At 71.7% G+C, this 16,092-nt stretch carries 15 protein-coding genes and 1 pseudogene; 12 read left to right on the plus strand and 4 right to left on the minus strand.

The genetic code is table 11. The features are described from left to right. Nucleotides 1-84: 84 nt before the first annotated feature. Genes ACLJQE_RS21710 through ACLJQE_RS21720 form a run of 3 tightly spaced genes read left to right on the plus strand, consistent with a single transcriptional unit; the run spans nucleotide 85 to nucleotide 3,480 of the window. Nucleotides 85-798, plus strand: a complete 714-nt coding sequence (locus ACLJQE_RS21710; protein WP_410641131.1) for a succinate dehydrogenase cytochrome b subunit — start codon at nucleotides 85-87, stop codon at nucleotides 796-798. A gap of 16 nt (nucleotides 799-814) precedes the next feature. Further along, nucleotides 815-2,737, plus strand: coding sequence for a fumarate reductase/succinate dehydrogenase flavoprotein subunit (locus tag ACLJQE_RS21715; RefSeq protein ID WP_410641132.1), 1,923 nt, complete (start codon nucleotides 815-817; stop codon nucleotides 2,735-2,737). Beyond that, on the plus strand, nucleotides 2,734-3,480 hold the full coding sequence (locus ACLJQE_RS21720) for a succinate dehydrogenase/fumarate reductase iron-sulfur subunit (protein ID WP_410641133.1): 747 nt from the start codon (nucleotides 2,734-2,736) through the stop codon (nucleotides 3,478-3,480). The genes ACLJQE_RS21715 and ACLJQE_RS21720 overlap by 4 nt, the downstream gene beginning before the upstream one ends. A gap of 43 nt (nucleotides 3,481-3,523) precedes the next feature. Here ACLJQE_RS21720 and ACLJQE_RS21725 read toward each other — a convergent pair whose 3' ends face one another. After that, nucleotides 3,524-4,378 (minus strand): alpha/beta hydrolase, encoded by an 855-nt coding sequence (locus ACLJQE_RS21725; protein WP_410641134.1) that lies wholly within the window; start codon nucleotides 4,376-4,378, stop codon nucleotides 3,524-3,526. 48 nt (nucleotides 4,379-4,426) lie between these two features. On the opposite strand from ACLJQE_RS21725, the gene ACLJQE_RS21730 reads away from it, so the two are divergent. Then, nucleotides 4,427-5,023, plus strand: coding sequence for a TetR/AcrR family transcriptional regulator (locus ACLJQE_RS21730; protein WP_410641135.1), 597 nt, complete (start codon nucleotides 4,427-4,429; stop codon nucleotides 5,021-5,023). A 296-nt stretch (nucleotides 5,024-5,319) separates the two neighbouring features. On the opposite strand, the gene ACLJQE_RS21735 is transcribed toward ACLJQE_RS21730, so the two are convergent. After that, nucleotides 5,320-5,646, minus strand: coding sequence for a lycopene cyclase domain-containing protein (locus ACLJQE_RS21735; protein ID WP_410641136.1), 327 nt, complete (start codon nucleotides 5,644-5,646; stop codon nucleotides 5,320-5,322). Nucleotides 5,647-6,101: 455 nt separating this feature from the next. Here ACLJQE_RS21735 and ACLJQE_RS21740 point away from each other — a divergent pair, with 455 nt between their 5' ends. The 8 genes from ACLJQE_RS21740 to ACLJQE_RS21775 all read left to right on the plus strand — a co-directional run bounded on the left by ACLJQE_RS21740 (nucleotide 6,102) and on the right by ACLJQE_RS21775 (nucleotide 14,246). After that, nucleotides 6,102-8,120 (plus strand): phosphocholine-specific phospholipase C, encoded by a 2,019-nt coding sequence (locus ACLJQE_RS21740; RefSeq protein ID WP_410641137.1) that lies wholly within the window; start codon nucleotides 6,102-6,104, stop codon nucleotides 8,118-8,120. 143 nt (nucleotides 8,121-8,263) lie between these two features. Next, nucleotides 8,264-8,560 carry a DUF1540 domain-containing protein gene (locus ACLJQE_RS21745; RefSeq protein ID WP_410641138.1) on the plus strand — a complete coding sequence of 99 codons (297 nt, stop codon included), beginning with the start codon at nucleotides 8,264-8,266 and terminating at the stop codon, nucleotides 8,558-8,560. 311 nt (nucleotides 8,561-8,871) lie between these two features. Next, nucleotides 8,872-9,483: a helix-turn-helix domain-containing protein gene (locus tag ACLJQE_RS21750; RefSeq protein WP_410641139.1), complete on the plus strand. Its 612-nt coding sequence runs from the start codon at nucleotides 8,872-8,874 to the stop codon at nucleotides 9,481-9,483. A 66-nt stretch (nucleotides 9,484-9,549) separates the two neighbouring features. After that, nucleotides 9,550-10,716 (plus strand): NAD(P)/FAD-dependent oxidoreductase, encoded by a 1,167-nt coding sequence (locus tag ACLJQE_RS21755; protein WP_410641140.1) that lies wholly within the window; start codon nucleotides 9,550-9,552, stop codon nucleotides 10,714-10,716. Then, complete coding sequence (locus ACLJQE_RS21760; RefSeq protein ID WP_410641141.1) at nucleotides 10,713-10,979, plus strand: (2Fe-2S)-binding protein; 267 nt, start codon at nucleotides 10,713-10,715, stop codon at nucleotides 10,977-10,979. The genes ACLJQE_RS21755 and ACLJQE_RS21760 overlap by 4 nt, the downstream gene beginning before the upstream one ends. Further along, nucleotides 10,976-12,259, plus strand: coding sequence for an NAD(P)/FAD-dependent oxidoreductase (locus ACLJQE_RS21765; RefSeq protein WP_410641142.1), 1,284 nt, complete (start codon nucleotides 10,976-10,978; stop codon nucleotides 12,257-12,259). Before ACLJQE_RS21760 ends, ACLJQE_RS21765 begins: the two co-directional genes overlap by 4 nt. Before the next feature lie 73 nt (nucleotides 12,260-12,332). After that, nucleotides 12,333-13,244 (plus strand): dihydrodipicolinate synthase family protein, encoded by a 912-nt coding sequence (locus ACLJQE_RS21770; protein WP_410641143.1) that lies wholly within the window; start codon nucleotides 12,333-12,335, stop codon nucleotides 13,242-13,244. Further along, nucleotides 13,245-14,246, plus strand: a complete 1,002-nt coding sequence (locus ACLJQE_RS21775; protein WP_410641144.1) for a proline racemase family protein — start codon at nucleotides 13,245-13,247, stop codon at nucleotides 14,244-14,246. 7 nt (nucleotides 14,247-14,253) lie between these two features. Here the strand turns inward: ACLJQE_RS21775 and ACLJQE_RS21780 are convergent, their stop codons facing one another. Then, on the minus strand, nucleotides 14,254-15,834 hold the full coding sequence (locus ACLJQE_RS21780; RefSeq protein WP_410641145.1) for a cellulose binding domain-containing protein: 1,581 nt from the start codon (nucleotides 15,832-15,834) through the stop codon (nucleotides 14,254-14,256). A 127-nt stretch (nucleotides 15,835-15,961) separates the two neighbouring features. Further along, nucleotides 15,962-16,092: pseudogene (locus tag ACLJQE_RS21785) on the minus strand (hypothetical protein); the annotation flags it as partial.

Below are 16,092 nucleotides of genomic sequence, written 5' to 3' on the forward strand. Positions count from 1 at the left end.
CCATCACGATAGCTGTTGCCTATGGAGAACAGAGTTATCATGTCTTTGACCTCTGGTCGACGCGCTCCTAACGTCGACCGGGTGGTGAACGAGCTCGCAACCAGGCCCCCGGCAAGACGACGATCGGCCGTCCGGCGCTTCTGGGCCTCGACGATCGGCAAGAAGGCCGTCATGGCGGTGAGCGGCCTGCTCCTGCTCGCCTTCGTGTTCGCGCACATGGCCGGCAACCTCAAGACGTTCCTGGGCGCCGACGACCTCAACCACTACGCCCACTGGCTGCGCACGATCGGCGAACCGGTGCTGCGCCGCGAGTGGTTCCTCTGGCTCCAGCGCGCGGTCCTGCTCGCCGCGCTGGTCCTGCACGTCACCGCGGCGGTGCAGCTGGCCCGGCGCGACCGACGGGCACGGCCGGTCCGGTACGTCCACCGGCAGCCGGCGCGCGCGACCTTCGCGGTGCGGACGATGCGCTGGGGCGGTGCGACGCTCGCGGTGTTCGTCGTCTGGCACATCCTCGACTTCACCGTCGGCACGGTGAACCGCGATTTCGTCCCCGGCGACCCGTACCACAACCTCGTCGCGGACTTCCAGGTCTGGTGGGTGAACCTGATCTACCTGGTCGCACTGGCCATGCTGGGCCTGCACATCCACCACGGCTTCGCGAGCGCGGCGCGCACGCTGGGCGTCACCCGCCCGCGGCGGGAACGGGCGATCCGGATCTTCGGCAGCACGACGGCGGTCGTGGTCGCGGGCGGCTACGCCCTCGTCCCGGTCGCGATCATGACGGGACTGGTGCACTGACATGGACGGCTGTGACATGAACGGCTATCGCTCAGGCGACCCGATCGCCGACACCAAGGCCCCCGCCGTTCCCCTGGAACAGCGGTGGGACGAACGGAAGTTCGCCGCGAAACTGGTGAACCCGGCGAACCGGCGGCGGCACCGGGTGATCGTCGTGGGCACCGGGCTGGCCGGCGGCTCGGCCGGCGCGACGCTGGCCGAGCAGGGCTACCACGTCGTCCAGTTCTGCTTCCAGGACTCGCCGCGGCGGGCGCACTCCGTCGCGGCACAGGGCGGCATCAACGCGGCGAAGAACTACCGCAACGACGGCGATTCGGTGTACCGGCTCTTCCACGACACGGTCAAGGGCGGCGACTTCCGGGCCCGCGAGTCCAACGTGTACCGGCTGGCCCAGGTGTCGGCGCAGATCATCGACCAGGCCGTGGCCCAGGGCGTGCCGTTCGCCCGGGAGTACGGCGGGCTGCTGGACACCCGGTCGTTCGGCGGCGTGCAGGTGCAGCGGACCTTCTACGCGCGCGGCCAGACGGGCCAGCAGCTGCTGATCGGCGCGTACCAGGCGCTGTCCCGCCAGATCGACGCCGGGAACGTGGAGCTGCACGCCCGCACGGAGATGCTCGACCTGGTCGTCGACGGCGGCCGGGCCCGCGGCATCGTCGCGCGCGACCTGGTCACCGGCGAGATCACGACGCACCTCGCGGACGCCGTCGTGCTCGCGACCGGCGGGTACGGCAACGTCTTCTTCCTGTCGACGAACGCGAAGGGCTCCAACGCCACGGCGATCTGGCGGGCGCACAAGCGCGGTGCCTACTTCGCGAACCCGTGCTTCACCCAGATCCACCCGACGTGCATCCCGCGGTCGGGCGAGCACCAGTCGAAGCTGACGCTGATGAGCGAGTCGCTGCGCAACGACGGCCGGATCTGGGTGCCGAAGCGCAGCGGCGACCCGCGGCCGCCGGGGGAGATCCCCGAGGGCGAGCGCGACTACTACCTCGAACGGCTGTACCCGAGCTTCGGCAACCTCGTGCCGAGGGACATCGCTTCGCGGGCGGCGAAGAACGTGTGCGACGCCGGGTTCGGCGTCGGCCCCGGCGGGCTGGGCGTCTACCTCGACTTCGCCGACGCGATCGCGCGCCTCGGCCGTCCGGCGATCGAAGCCCGCTACGGCAACCTCTTCGACATGTACCAGCGCATCACCGCCGAAGACCCGTACGCGGTGCCGATGCGGATCTACCCGGCCATCCACTACACGATGGGCGGGCTCTGGGTGGACTACGACCTGCAGAGCACGATCCCCGGGCTGTTCGTGATCGGCGAGGCGAACTTCTCCGACCACGGCGCCAACCGGCTCGGCGCGTCGGCGCTCATGCAGGGCCTCGCCGACGGCTACTTCGTGCTGCCCGCGACGGTGAACGACTACCTCGGCGGCACGCGGCTCGGCGACGTCTCCGAGGACGTGGTCCGCCAGGTGGAAACCGAGGTGCGCGACCGGATCTCCCGGCTGCTGGCGGTGCGGGGGACGCGGTCCGCCGACTCGTTCCACCGGGAGCTGGGCCTGCTGATGTGGGACCACTGCGGGATGTCCCGCACCCGCGAAGGCCTGCGCAAGGCCCTGGACCGGGTGCCGGAGCTGCGGGCCGAGTTCTGGCGCGACGTCCGGGTCCCGGGCCGTGGCGCGGAGTTCAACCAGGAGCTGGAAAAGGCGAACCGCGTCGCCGACTTCCTGGAGCTGGCCGAGCTCATGCTGGTCGACGCGCTCGCGCGCGAGGAATCCTGCGGCGGCCATTTCCGCGAGGAGCACCAGACCGCCGACGGCGAAGCCCTGCGGGACGACGAGAACTTCGCCCACGTCGCCGCGTGGGAGTACGGCGCCGAGCCGGTGCTGCACCGCGAAGAACTGGTTTTCGAGCACGTCCACCCGACCCAGCGGAGCTACACATGAAACTCACCGTCCGCGTCTGGCGGCAGGCCGGACCGGCCGCCGAAGGCCGCCTGGTCGCTTATCCGGTCGACGGCGTCAGCCCGGACATGTCGTTCCTCGAGCTGCTGGACGTGCTGAACCAGCGGCTGATCGAGGCCGGCGACGAGCCGGTGGCGTTCGACCACGACTGCCGCGAGGGCATCTGCGGCTCGTGCGGGGTGGTGATCAACGGCCGGGCGCACGGTCCCGAGCGCACGACGTCGTGCCAGCTGCACCTGCGCGCCTTTGCCGACGGCGACGTCATCGACGTGGAACCGTGGCGGGCCAAGGGGTTCCCGATCATCAAGGACCTGGTCGTCGACCGCTCGGCCCTCGACCGGATCGTCCAGGCCGGCGGGTACGTCAGCGCGCCGACGGGCAGCGCACCGGACGCGCACGCGACCCCGGTCCCCAAGCCGGACGCGGACCTGGCCTTCGACAACGCGACGTGCATCGGCTGCGGCGCCTGCGTGGCGGCGTGCCCGAACGGCTCGGCAACCCTGTTCACGGCGGCGAAGGTGACCCACCTGAGCCTGCTGCCCCAGGGCGGCCCGGAACGCGCGAGCCGGGTGCTCGACATGGTGGACGCGATGGACGCCGAGGGCTTCGGCGGCTGCACCAACACGGGCGAGTGCGTGGCGTCCTGCCCGAAGGGCATCCCGTTCACGAGCATCGCGACGCTCAACCGCGAGTACCTGGCGGCGACCCGCGCCGGGCGCCGCTGACGACGCACGAGGATCGTGCGAGCCCGGCCGGCGGCGTTCGCGCTCACCGGGCCCGGCAGGTCCTGAGGTAGCTGAGGAAGGAGGCCTGCAGGCCGGTCACGTGCGTTTCGCGCAGGACCGCGCTGGTGACGGCTGCGCCGTGTGCGGTGAGGCGGTGCAGGACGGTGGCCGTGTTCTTCGTGATGTTCTGGTAGATGGCCAGGTCTCCGAGCAGCTCTCGCTCGTTGACGGTCACGTGGAGCTTGGCGGCGTGCGGCCTGTCACCCAGCTCTCGGAGCTGGGCGAAGATCTGACTGTCTTCACCGGCGACGCCGGGGCTGCCCGCTCCGATGCTCTCGAAGAGCGTGCTGCCGGTGAGCCAGGTGTGGAGGCTGAAGAGCCCGCCGTAGGAGTAGCCGAAAAGGCCGTGACCGCTCGTGGCCGTGCGGTAGTCGCGTTCGATCCGCGGGTGCAGTTCCGCGGTGAGGAAGCTCAGGAACGCATCGGCGTGGGTGTCGCGTAGTTCGGCGAGGTAGGCGTCGGCTTCCTCGCGTGTCCTCGCGCCCGCCTGGACTCCCAGCTCCACGGCGTCGACGAGCTCCTTGGCGACGGGCTCGCCGGGTGGCACGAGGTCTCTGTTGCGCAGCCGATCCCAGTGCTGTGCGTCCGCGCCCGCGTAGCCGACGCTGACCTGGAGGTAGGGCCGGATCCGCTGCATGGGGTCCGCCTGGGTGACGATGAGCGGAGCCGTCATGCCCACGGCCCAGTTGCCGTCGAGCACATACACGGCAGGCAATCGCGTCGAGGCGGGGTCGTAGCCCGGTGGCGTGGTGACCCAGACGCCGTAGTCGTGCCCACCGCTGGAGCGCAGCTCGAAGTAGTCGGTGTCGGCGAGGCAGCCGTGCCACATGGTGCTCATCGGAGATCCCTCACAGCGTTAGTCTTTTCCAATGGATAAACTGTGGGAGTGATCCTGTCAAGCACGGAACGCACCGGCGACGCGCGCGAGCGCCTCCTGGCTCGGCTTCTCGACACCTTCGGCGAGGCCCTTCCCGCACCGGAGGTGTCACTCCGTGAGATCGCCGCCCGGACCGGGACCAGCCACGCCCTGCTGCGATACCACTTCGGGTCGCTCCCGGGCGTCCTGGCGGCCATGCTCACGGCCCAGCGCTCCCGTGACAACGAGGCGCTTTTCGAGGCCGCCCGGCAAGGCACCTTCGACGACCTCGTCGTGGCGATCTGGCGGACCTACACCCGCCCGGAGCAACTGTCGCGCGTCCGCGGCTTCTTCCACGTCGCAGGACTGGCGGCGTACCACCCGGAGAACTTTCGCGAGTTCATCGACTCGCTCGACGACCTGACCACCGTGCTGGCCTCACTGGCGGAACGCGAAGGGTTCGGCACCCGGGAAGCGCTGACCGCGGCCACCGTCACCATTGCCGCGATTCGTGGCCTGCTCCTCCAGGAGGTCCTGGCTCCGGCAGGCCGCTCGGAGGACGCGGTCGCCTTGATCCTGCGCCTGGGCAAGGGCCCATCCGTCCCACGGACACCTCCGGGACCTTGAGCAGGCAGCCGTGCCGGCGGGCCGATGGCGGTCCGCTGAGCGACGCACGTCACGCCCGCCGTCCGGAACACCAGCAGGGCCACGACGTTGTAGAGAGTGTCGGTACGGCGGTGTCCCCGGGCCTCACCCCTTGCCTTCACGGCTCTGCCTTTTCGAAGAAGACCTTTTCGAAGAAGCCAGTCCGGCTGGAGCCGTGTCGTGCCTTTCGCCGCGAGGCGATCCCCGTACCGGCCCTGAACTCCCGTCTCCGCTCGCAGGTCGACCCCCCTCGGACCTCCGCTGAGCGGAGGCGGGCCTCACCGGCGGAACCGCCGCAGCAGCCGTCCGGTCAGGCCGACCCCTTCGTAGGTCAGGATGCCGCACACCGGGATGACGACGAAGAAGAGGACTTCCTCGAGCGGGATCCCGAACGGGGCACGCAGGCCGGTGACGAACGCCGGGTCGAAGTGCCAGACACCGGCGCCGATGGCCAGTGCGTCCCAGACGAGGAACACCAGCGCCACCGGGAGGACCGCGCGGACCAGGCGGCCCGGCCTGCGGTACACCCGCGCGCCCGCCAGCTCGATCGGCAGCGTGACCAGCACGCACGCGCCGAGGACGACCAGGTACTCCGCGCGGCCCACGTCAGCGCGCTCCGGAACGCCGCGTCGTCCGTCCGGTGGCGTGGACACCGGTTCCCCGGCCTCGGCTTCCTCGGGTCAGCACCCCCGGATTCTGCCCGGCCTCACCGGTTTCCGCAGCCGGGCCCGCGCAGATCGCGCGTTTGCCGGAGCGCGCGCCGGGTACCCCGGGTCCGGCGGTGCCCCGTCCGGTGTTCGAGCTCAGCCCGTGGTCTCCACAACCCGGGCATCCGGGCGGGTCATCGCCGTCGAACCGGGCCCGGTGGTGCTGGTTCTCCGCCGGCCGTAAGAGCCGGTGTCTTCCCCGAGGGTGAACCCGGCCAGTGCGCTGCGGACGGCCTGTCCGCTCGCAGCCGTTAACCAGGGTTTCCCGCGGTGTTGGCCTCGGTTCCGGTGCAGGTTCGCCGTCGGCCACCCATACTGACCCGGCTCGCCACCACGACACCTCCGGAGTCCCCATGACGGACGTCAACCGACGACGTTTCCTGCAGCTGACCGGCGGTACCGCCGCCCTTTCCGTGTTGTCCACCAGCATTGCGCGCGCCGCGGAGATCCCCGCGCACCACCGCACCGGGACACTGCGGGACGTCGAGCACATCGTGGTGCTGATGCAGGAAAACCGGTCGTTCGACCACTACTTCGGCACGCTCCGCGGCGTCCGCGGCTTCGGCGACCCCCGGCCGGTGACGCTGGCGAACGGGAAGTCCGTGTGGGCGCAGTCGGACGGCAAGCGCGACATCCTGCCCTTCCGCCCCGAAGCGGACAACCTGGGCCTGCAGTTCATCCAGGACCTCCCGCACGGCTGGAACGACACGCACGCGGCGTGGAACGCGGGCCGCTACGACAAGTGGGTGCCCGCCAAGGGCTCGACGACGATGGCCTACCTGACGCGCGAGGACATCCCGTTCCACTACGCGCTCGCCGACTCGTTCACCATCTGCGACGCCTACCACTGCTCGTTCATGGGCTCGACCGACCCGAACCGCTACTACCTGTGGACCGGCTACACGGGCAACGACGGCAAGGGCGGCGGCCCGGTCCTCGGCAACGACGAAAAGGGCTACTCCTGGACGACCTACCCCGAGCGCCTCGAGCAGGCCGGGGTGTCGTGGAAGATCTACCAGGACATCGGCGACGGCCTCGACGCCGCCGGCAGCTGGGGCTGGATCGAAGACGCCTACCGCGGCAACTACGGCGACAACTCGCTCCTGTACTTCGACTCGTACCGCAACGCGAAGCCCGGCGACGCCCTGTACGAGAAGGCCCGCACCGGCACGAACGCCAAGGCCGGCGAAGGCTACTTCGACCGGCTGCGCGCGGACGTCAAGGCCGGGGCGCTGCCGCAGGTCTCGTGGATCACCGCGCCGGAAGCGTTCTGCGAGCACCCGAACTGGCCGGTGAACTACGGCGCCTGGTACATCGCGCAGGTCCTCGACGCGCTCACGGCGAACCCGGACGTGTGGAGCAAGACCGCGCTGTTCATCACCTACGACGAGAACGACGGCTTCTTCGACCACGTCGTCCCGCCCTACGCGACGGCCGGTCAGTCCACTGTGGACACGGCGGGGGAGATCTTCGCCGGTTCGGCGGCGAACCCGGCCGGCCCGTACGGGCTCGGTCAGCGCGTGCCGATGCTGGTGGTGTCGCCGTGGAGCAAGGGCGGCTACGTCTGCTCGGAGACGTTCGACCACACGTCGATCATCCGGTTCGTCGAACGGCGGTTCGGCGTGCACGAGCCGAACATCTCGGCCTGGCGCCGGTCGGTGTGCGGCGACCTGACGTCGGCGTTCGACTTCGCGCGGACCGACTCCGCGGTTCCGGCGCTGCCGGACACGGCCGGCTACTTCCCGCCGGACCGGAAACGGCACCCGGACTACGTGCCCGCGGTCCCGGACCGGGCCGTGCTGCCGAAGCAGGAACCCGGGCTGCGGCCGGCGCGGGCGCTGCCGTACGACCTCGCCGCCGACGCCCGGGTGGCCACCGACGGCCTGCACCTGACGTTCGTCAACCAGGGCCGGGCGGGCGCGACGTTCCACGTCACCGCACCCGGGGGCGAGCCGCGGACGTACACCGCGGGCGCCGGCCGCTCGCTCGCCGCGACGCTGCCCGGCTCCGGGGGTTACGACTACACCGTCCACGGGCCGAACGGGTTCGTCCGGCAGTTCCGCGGCGGCGAGGCCGGACCCGAGGTGAGCGCGCGTCAGGAGGGCCGCGGCGGGAACCTCGCCCTGGTGCTGACCAACAGCGGCCCGGCTCCGGTGCGGCTCACGCTGACCGACGCGTACGGCCGCCGCTCGACGTCGCGGCTCCTGCGGCCGGGCGCGCGGGTGGTCGAGGTGGTGGACACCCGGCGCAGCGGCAACTGGTACGACGTCTCGGTCGTTTCGGACCGCGATCCGCGCTTCCTGCGCCGGCTCGCGGGACACATCGAGACCGGGCGGCCGAGCACCAGCGACCCGAACACGCTCACGCAGTGAGGTTCCTGCCCGATCGGGGGTGTTTGTCACCCGGTCGGGCGGGTAGGGATCACCCGGCCGTGGCCGCCTCCGTTGCGAGGCCCGGTTCCGGGTGGGAGCGTCGGGGAACCGACTGTTTTCCCACCACGGAGCCAGGAGAGCGGATGACCACCACCGAGATGCCCGCCGTGCACGAGTGCACGGTCAGCGGCTGTAGCTACAACCACGACGGCTGCCACGCCTTCGCCATCACCGTCGGCGGCGACAACGGGTCGGCCGACTGCGGCACGTTCGTCCCGCTGAACACGAAGGGCGGCTTGGACCGCGTCGTGGCCCAGGTCGGCGCGTGTTCCCGGACGGACTGCCGCCACAACTCGTCCCTGGAGTGCACGGCGGACAGCATCCGGGTCGGCCCCGGCGACGGCGGCCACGCGGCGAACTGCCTGACGTACACGAAGTAGCGCTCGCCGGGTGCACTCGCGGCGGATCGTGCCGCGAGGGCACCCGGCGGCGGCTGCCGCGCTGCCGCATCTTCCGTACCGCTCGCACCTCCGGCACCTCCCGCACCGTCGCACCCGTTTGCACCTGCCGCACCGCTGGCACCTGCCGCACCGCACCCGTTTGCACCTGCTGCACCGCCCGCACTTGCGGTCCCTGCCGCATCGCCCCCGCGCCCGCCGCTCCGCCGCGTTGCCGCGCGCCGGCCACCTAAACGACAGCGTGGCATCATGACGCCTGGCCCGATCGGCAAATCGAACGAAGGGCGTCGCTGATGGACGCTTTACCGAACGACGGTGAGCCGTCGATCCGCGACATGCTGGCGGTCAACCTCCGCGCGGCGAGGGCGGCGCGCGGCTTGACTCTGTCCGAGCTGTCCCGGCGGTCGGGCATCGGCAAGGCCACGCTCTCGCAGCTGGAGGGGGGTACCGGCAACCCGACCATCGAGACCGTGTTCAGCCTGTCCCGGGCCCTGGAAGTGGCCATCTCCGACCTGCTCGACCACCGGCCGCGCGGCGGGCTGACCGTCGTGCGGGCGGCCGAGGTCGAGGTGCTCCGCGGCGAGGGCGTCGACCTGCGGCCGCTGCGCCGGATCGAGGCCGACAACAGCGTTTTCGAGGTGTACGACCAGCTCGTCCGCGGCGACGCGCCGCAGCGCTCGCAGGGGCACGTCGGCGTCGAGCACACCGTCGTGCAGACCGGGCGGCTGCGGGTCGGGGTCGCCGGCCGGACGGTGGACCTCGGACCGGGCGACTACGTCGCGTTCGACGCCCGCGAGCCGCACAGCTACACCGCGCCGGACGGTCCCGTGCAGTCGGTGCTGCTGCTGCAGTACCGCGCGGACGAACGGCTCGACGGCAGGCCGCACCCCGTCCTGCCGGAGTGAGCCGGGCAGGATTGACCCTGGCCTGATCGAGACCTATCGTTCGCTATACCGAACGCTGGAGGGTCGATGAACCGAACGCGGGTGGTGGTGATCGGGGCGGGAATCATCGGCGCGGCGTGTGCGCGGGAACTCGCGCTGGCCGGCTTAGACGTCCTGGTCCTCGACCGTGGCCGGCCCGCTGGCGGCACCACGTCGCACGGTGAAGGCAACCTCCTGGTTTCCGACAAGGGACCGGGTGCCGAACTGACGCTCGCGCAGCTGTCGGCCCGGTTGTGGCCGCAGGTGCTGGCCGAGATCGCCGACGACGACCCGCGGGCGGCCGCCGCGACGGAGTTCGACCCGAAGGGCGGCATCGTCGTGGCCACCACCGATGCCGGGGCCGGCACGCTCCTCGCGTTCGCCGAGGCCCAGCGCAGGGCCGGCGTGCGCACCGAGCGGCTCTCCGCGGCGGACGTCGCGGCGGCCGAGCCCGCGCTGACCCGGGAGCTGACCGCCGCCGTCCGCTACCCCGAGGATGCCCAGGTGCAACCGGCCGCGGCCGCGCTCGTCCTGCTGGGTTCGGCGCTGCGCCACGGCGCCCGGCTGCGCACCGAAGCCGAGGTCACCGGCGCGCAGGTCCGGGCCGGCCGGATCACCGGGGTGCTCGTGGCCGGTGAAGTGGTCGAGGCGGACGTCGTGGTGAACGCGGCCGGACCGTGGTCGGGCCCCGTGTCCGCCCGGCTCGGTGCGCCGATCGCGGTCCGGCCCCGCCGCGGCGAGGTCCTGGTGACCACGCCGATGCCGGGTGTGGTGCGGCACAAGGTCTACGACGCCGATTACGTCGGCGCGGTCGGCACGGGCAGCGGCGAACTGCAGACGTCGGCGGTGGTGGAGTCGACCTGGGGCGGCACGGTGCTGATCGGCTCGTCCCGCCGCCGCGTGGGTTTCGACGACACGATCCGGCCGGACGTGCTGGGTGCGATCGCGGCGAAGGCGGTCCGGCTGTTCCCAGCGCTGGCCGACGCCGCGGTGATGCGCGCGTACGGCGGTTTCCGGCCGTACGTCGACGATCACCTGCCGGTGCTGGGCGAGGACTTCCGGCTGGGAAACCTGTGGCACGCCACCGGGCACGAAGGGGCGGGAATCGGGTTGAGCGTCGGGACGGCCCGGCTGCTGCGCGAACTGCTGACCGGGGCGCCGCCGTCGATGCCGGTGGAAGAGTTCCGGGTGGACCGTCCGGCGGTGCCGGCGTGACCGGGCGGCCGATCGCGATCACCGTCGACGGCGAGACCGTGCCCGGGGTCGCGGGACAGACGGTGGCCGGCGTGCTGCTCGCCGCCGGCCGGCTGTCCTGGCGCACCACGCGGTCCGGCGCGCCGCGCGGGGTCTTCTGCGGGATCGGCGCCTGTTTCGACTGCCTGCTCACCGTCAACGGCGTCGCCGACGTCCGCGCCTGCCGCCGTCGCGCCGTCGACGGCGACGAGATCCGGACCCAGTCGCGGGAGGAGGGCGCGTGACGCACGTCGTCATCGTCGGCGCCGGGCCCGCCGGGCTCGCGGCGGCCGGGCACGCGCTCGCCGCCGGGGCCGAGGTCACCGTCCTGGACCAGGCGGACGGACCCGGCGGGCAGTACCACCGGGGAGCCTCGGACCGGTTCGAAGCACTCCTGAACCGGTGCACGTGGTGGCCGGAAAGCACGGTCTGGGCGCTGGAAGGCAAGCGGGTCCACGTGCTGCGCGGGCCGGCCGACGGGACGAACCGGCGCCGGCGCACCCTCGAACCCGACGCGCTGGTCCTGGCCACCGGCGCGCACGACCGCGTCCTGCCGTTCCCCGGCTGGCAGCTGCCCGGCGTGTTCACCGCGGGTGCCGCGCAGGCATTGGCCAAGGGCGAGCGGGTCGCCGCCGGGCGGCGGGTGCTCGTCGCCGGAGCCGGGCCGTTCCTGCTGCCGGTCGCCGAATCGCTCCTGAACGTCGGCGCCGAAGTGGCCGCCGTGCTGGAGGCGAACCCGGCGCGCACTGTCCTCAAGGGATGGTCGTGGCGCGCAGCGGCGCACGTCGGCAAGATGAACGAACTGGTTCGTTACGCCGGCACGCTGGCCCGGCACCGCGTGCCGTACCGCATGGGCCGCGCCGTGGTCGAAGCCCGCGGGGACGACCGGATCCGCGAAGCCGTCACCGCGCGCGTCCGCGCGGACTGGTCGGTCGTCCCCGGCACCGAACGCACCTACGAGGTCGACGCGCTCTGCGTCGCACACGGCTTCGTGCCGCAACCCGAACTGGCCGTCGCGGCCGGCTGCGCCCTCGACGGCGGCTACGTCCGGGTGGGCGACGACCAGGCCACCAGCGTGACCGGGGTGTTCGCGGCGGGGGAGATCACCGGCATCGGCGGTTCGGTGGCCGCCGCGGCGGAAGGCGCGGTCGCCGGGTGGGCCGCCGCCGGGAAACCACCGAGCCGCGCACTGACCAAGAATCGTGACCACGCGCGCGCTTTCGCTCGCCTACTCGCCGCGGCCCATCCGATCGGCGCGGCGTGGCCCGGCTGGCTGCGCGAGGACACCGTCGTCTGCCGCTGCGAGGAAACCACCTACGGCGACCTGAAGGCTGCCACCGCGGATCCGGCCGCGCCCGGCCCGCACGCGCTCAAGCTCGGCACCCGCGCCGGGCTCGGCCCGTGCCAGGGCCGGATGTGCGGCCCCGCCGTCGCCGACCTCTGTGGAGGCACCGAGCGGCATCACCGTCCGATCGCCCAGCCGATCCGCCTGGGCGAGCTCGCCGATCCGAAGGAGTTCCCATGAGTGAGCTTGCGAGCGAATCATTCAACGCTGCGCCGTCGGCTCAGGCCGCACCGAGCGTCAGCGAGGTGTGCGCATGAGCACCCGCGACCTCGGCGGCGTGGTCGTCGCCGCCGCGCTGCCGTACCGGGCCGACGACGCCGCGCCGGCCGGGCTGGCCGTCGACTACGACGCCTACGCCGAACACTGCCGGTGGCTCGTCGGCAACGGCTGCCGCGGCGTCGGCCCGAACGGTTCCCTCGGCGAGTACTCCTCGCTCACCGACGACGAACGCCGCCGCGTCGCCCGCACCGCGATCGAGGCCGTCGGAGCGGACGGGATCGTCGTCGTCGGCGTCCACGGCCCCGGCGCGCACCAGGCGCGGTACTGGGCCGAGGCGGCGGCCGAGGACGGCGCGGACGGCGTGCTCTGCCTGCCGCCGACGCTCTACCGCGCCAACCGCGGCGAGGTGCTCGCCCACTTCGAGGCGGTCGCGTCGGCAGGGCTGCCGGTGATGGTCTACAACAACCCGTTCGACACCAAGGTCGACCTCACGCCGGACCTGCTGGCCGAGATCGCGCAGATCGACAACGTCGTGGCCGTCAAGGAGTTCTCCGGCGACGTCCGCCGGGTGCTGGAGATCCGCGAGCGGGCGCCGGGGCTGGCCGTGATCGGCGGCGCCGACGACGTCGTCCTGGAAAGCCTGCTGATGGGCGCCACGGGCTGGTTCGCCGGGTTCCCCAACGTGTTCCCGGCCGAGTCGGCGCGCCTGTTCGAGCTCGCCACGGCGGGCAAGCTCGAGGAGGCCAGGGCGCTCTACGAACCGCTGGTGGCCGCGTTCCGCTGGGACTCACGCACGGAGTTCGTCCAGGCCATCAAGCTCGGGATGGACATGGTGGGCCGTCGCGGCGGGCCGTGCCGCCCGCCGCGTGGCCCGCTCTCGGACGTCCACCGCGAGCAGGTCCGCGCCGACATGGGCCGCGCACTCGCCGCGCTGGGGGTGGCGTAGATGCGGTCTTCGCGCGCGATCACGGCGGTCGACTCGCACACCGAGGGCATGCCGACCCGGGTGGTGACCGGCGGCGTGGCCCCGATCCCGGGGGCCACGATGGCCGAGCGCCGCCGCTACTTCATGGCGCACCTGGACCACCTCCGGCAGTTCCTGGTGAACGAGCCGCGCGGCCATTCGGCGATGAGCGGCGCGATCCTGCAGCCGCCCTGCCGGGAAGACGCCGACTGGGGAGTGGTGTACATCGAGGTGTCCGGCTGCCTGCCGATGTGCGGCCACGGCACGATCGGCGTGGCGACGGTGCTGGTGGAGACGGGCATGGTCGAGGTGACCGAGCCGACGACGGTGGTGCGCCTGGACACCCCGGCCGGGCTGGTGCACGCCGAGGTTTCCGTCCGCGACGGTCGGGCGACCCGGGTCAAGCTGCGCAACGTGGCGTCGTTCCTCGCCGAGCGCGACGCCGTGGTTTCCGTGCCCGGCCTGGGTGAGGTCCGCTACGACCTCGCGTACGGCGGGAACTTCTACGCCATCCTCGAACTGTCCCAAGTGGACATCCCGTTCGACCGGGCCGAGAAGGAGCGGATCCTCGCGGCCGGGCTGTCGATCATGGCCGCGATCAACGAGCAGCGGCCGCCGAAGCACCCGGACGACCCGCTGATCGGCGGCTGCAAGCACGTCCAGTTCCTCGCCCCGGGTTCGGACGCGCGGGCGTCGCGGAACGCGATGGCGATCCACCCGGGCTGGTTCGACCGGTCGCCGTGCGGCACGGGAACCTCCGCCCGGATGGCCCAGCTGCACGCCCGCGGCGAACTGCCGCTGCACACGCCGTTCGAGAACTCTTCGTTCATCGGTACGACGTTCACGGGCGAGCTGGTCGCCGAGACGACGGTGGGTGGCGTGCCGGCGGTCGTCCCCGAGTTCTCCGGCCGGGCCTGGATCACCGGCACGGCCACCTACCTGCTCGACCCGGACGACCCGTTCCCGACCGGGTTCGTGCTCTGACTTCCGCTCAGGCCGTCGCGCAGCTCGCCGTCGTGCCCGTGCCGGTTCCCGTGCCCTGGTAACCGAACTCCGTCGACTGGCCCGGCGGGAGCGTCCCGTTGTTGCCGGTGTTCGTGAACCGGACCGTGCCGGTGGTGCCGCTGCGGCCCGCGTTCCACACCGACGTGATCGCCGCGCCCGCGGGGAGGTTCGCCGTCACCGCCCAGCCCGTCAGCGGGGCTGAGCCGGCGGTGACGCGGATCGTCGTGACGAACCCGCCCGGCCACTGGTTCACCGATACGGCCGCGGTGCAGTCACCGCCCGCCGGGCTCGTCGGCGTCGTCGGGGTTGTCGGCGTGGTGGGAGTCGTGGACGTGCCGGGGCCGTCGGTCAGGGTCGGCGTCGCCCAGTCCCGCCACTCGGCGAGGTTCCCGGCCTTCTTCGCCGAGATCCGGAACGTCCCGGCCGCGCTGCCGGTCTTCAGCAGGAACTTCTGGATGTGCTGCTGCAACGGTGTCCGCCATTCGGGCCGGGCCGCGCAGTGGGTGCCGTCCTGCACGTCGGACCAGTAGGTGATGTTGCCGCCCGCGCCGAGTGCCTTGTACACCTCCGCGCCGGCCAGCGCGGCGACACTGCCGGAACGCGCGCCCAGCCAGTCGATGTGCGGGTTCTCCATGATGAACAGCCCGCGCGGTGCGACCAGGCCGGCCAGTTCGTGCGTGTCGACCGGCAGCCCGGCCGGATTACCGGTGTACGCGCTGAACGCGTCCCCGAACCACGGCTGTTCCCCGTAGGCGTTGCCCAGCCCCTGCGACCCGCTTTCCCCGGCGATCGCGCGCAGCGCCGGGACGCCGGCGGTGCCGGACTCGATCGGCATGGTCAGTGCGATGCGCTGGTCCAGCACGCCGATCGCGAAGGCGCTCTTGCCGTACCGCGAGCAGCCCGTGACGCCCAGCGCGTCCACTTTGAGCAACTGACTGCCCGACTGCTCGAGGACGTCGATGATCCGGCTCACGCCCCACGCCCAGGCCGCCAGCAGCCCGGTGCCGCTCGAGGAGCCGTAAATGCTGTAGAACGCCCCTTGCTTGTTGTTCCGCGGGGTCCCTTCCTTGCCGACGGCCAACGGGTCGTAACTGATGACGGCGGCGCCGGACGCCCTGATCGTGGCGGTGTCCGCGCCGAACCCGCCGACGACGAAAACGGCGGGAAACGGTCCCGTTCCGCTCGGCAGCTGAACACCCGCGGAAAAACTGGCACTACGGCCGTTTTCGCTGACGTTCACGGTGATGTTCGTGGCCGAGACGCTCCCGGTGACGCCGGCCGGCTTCGTCGGTTTCTGGCCGTAGATCGTCCGTTCCGCCAGTTTCTTGATCTCGGCGCGGCGGCACCGCCAGTCGGACTTCGACGTGATGCGCGTGCCGTCGATCTTCTTGAACGGATCGGGGAGCTTGGCCGTCGACGGGAACGAGGCGGGCAGCGAAACCGGGCAGTCGGCGCCGTCGTCCTCGACGGCCGCGGCGGCGCCGGAGGCCACCGTGACCATTCCGGTTGCGGCGAGCAGCGTGGTCACCAGCAGGACGAGGGCAGGGCGGAGCCGCGAACCGGGCACGGGGGTGCTCCCTTCCGTGAAACGAATGTGAAAACGGTAGGACCGTTTCGTTTCCGTCGTCAAGAAGGGGGCGAGTTCCGAAACTTTCGAAGCGGCAGCAATTTCGAAAGTTTCGGTTTCCCGCGGTTCAGCGGCCGATTTCGGCGTTTTCGAGGATGGCGAGGGCGTCGGGGACGAGGACGGCGGCGGAGTAGTAGGCGGAGACGAGGTAGGAGATGAGGGCTTGGTCGTTGATGCCCATGAAGCGGACGTTGAGGC

The organism is Amycolatopsis sp. lyj-346 (assembly GCF_046548975.1).
In the GTDB taxonomy this organism is placed as follows: domain Bacteria; phylum Actinomycetota; class Actinomycetes; order Mycobacteriales; family Pseudonocardiaceae; genus Amycolatopsis.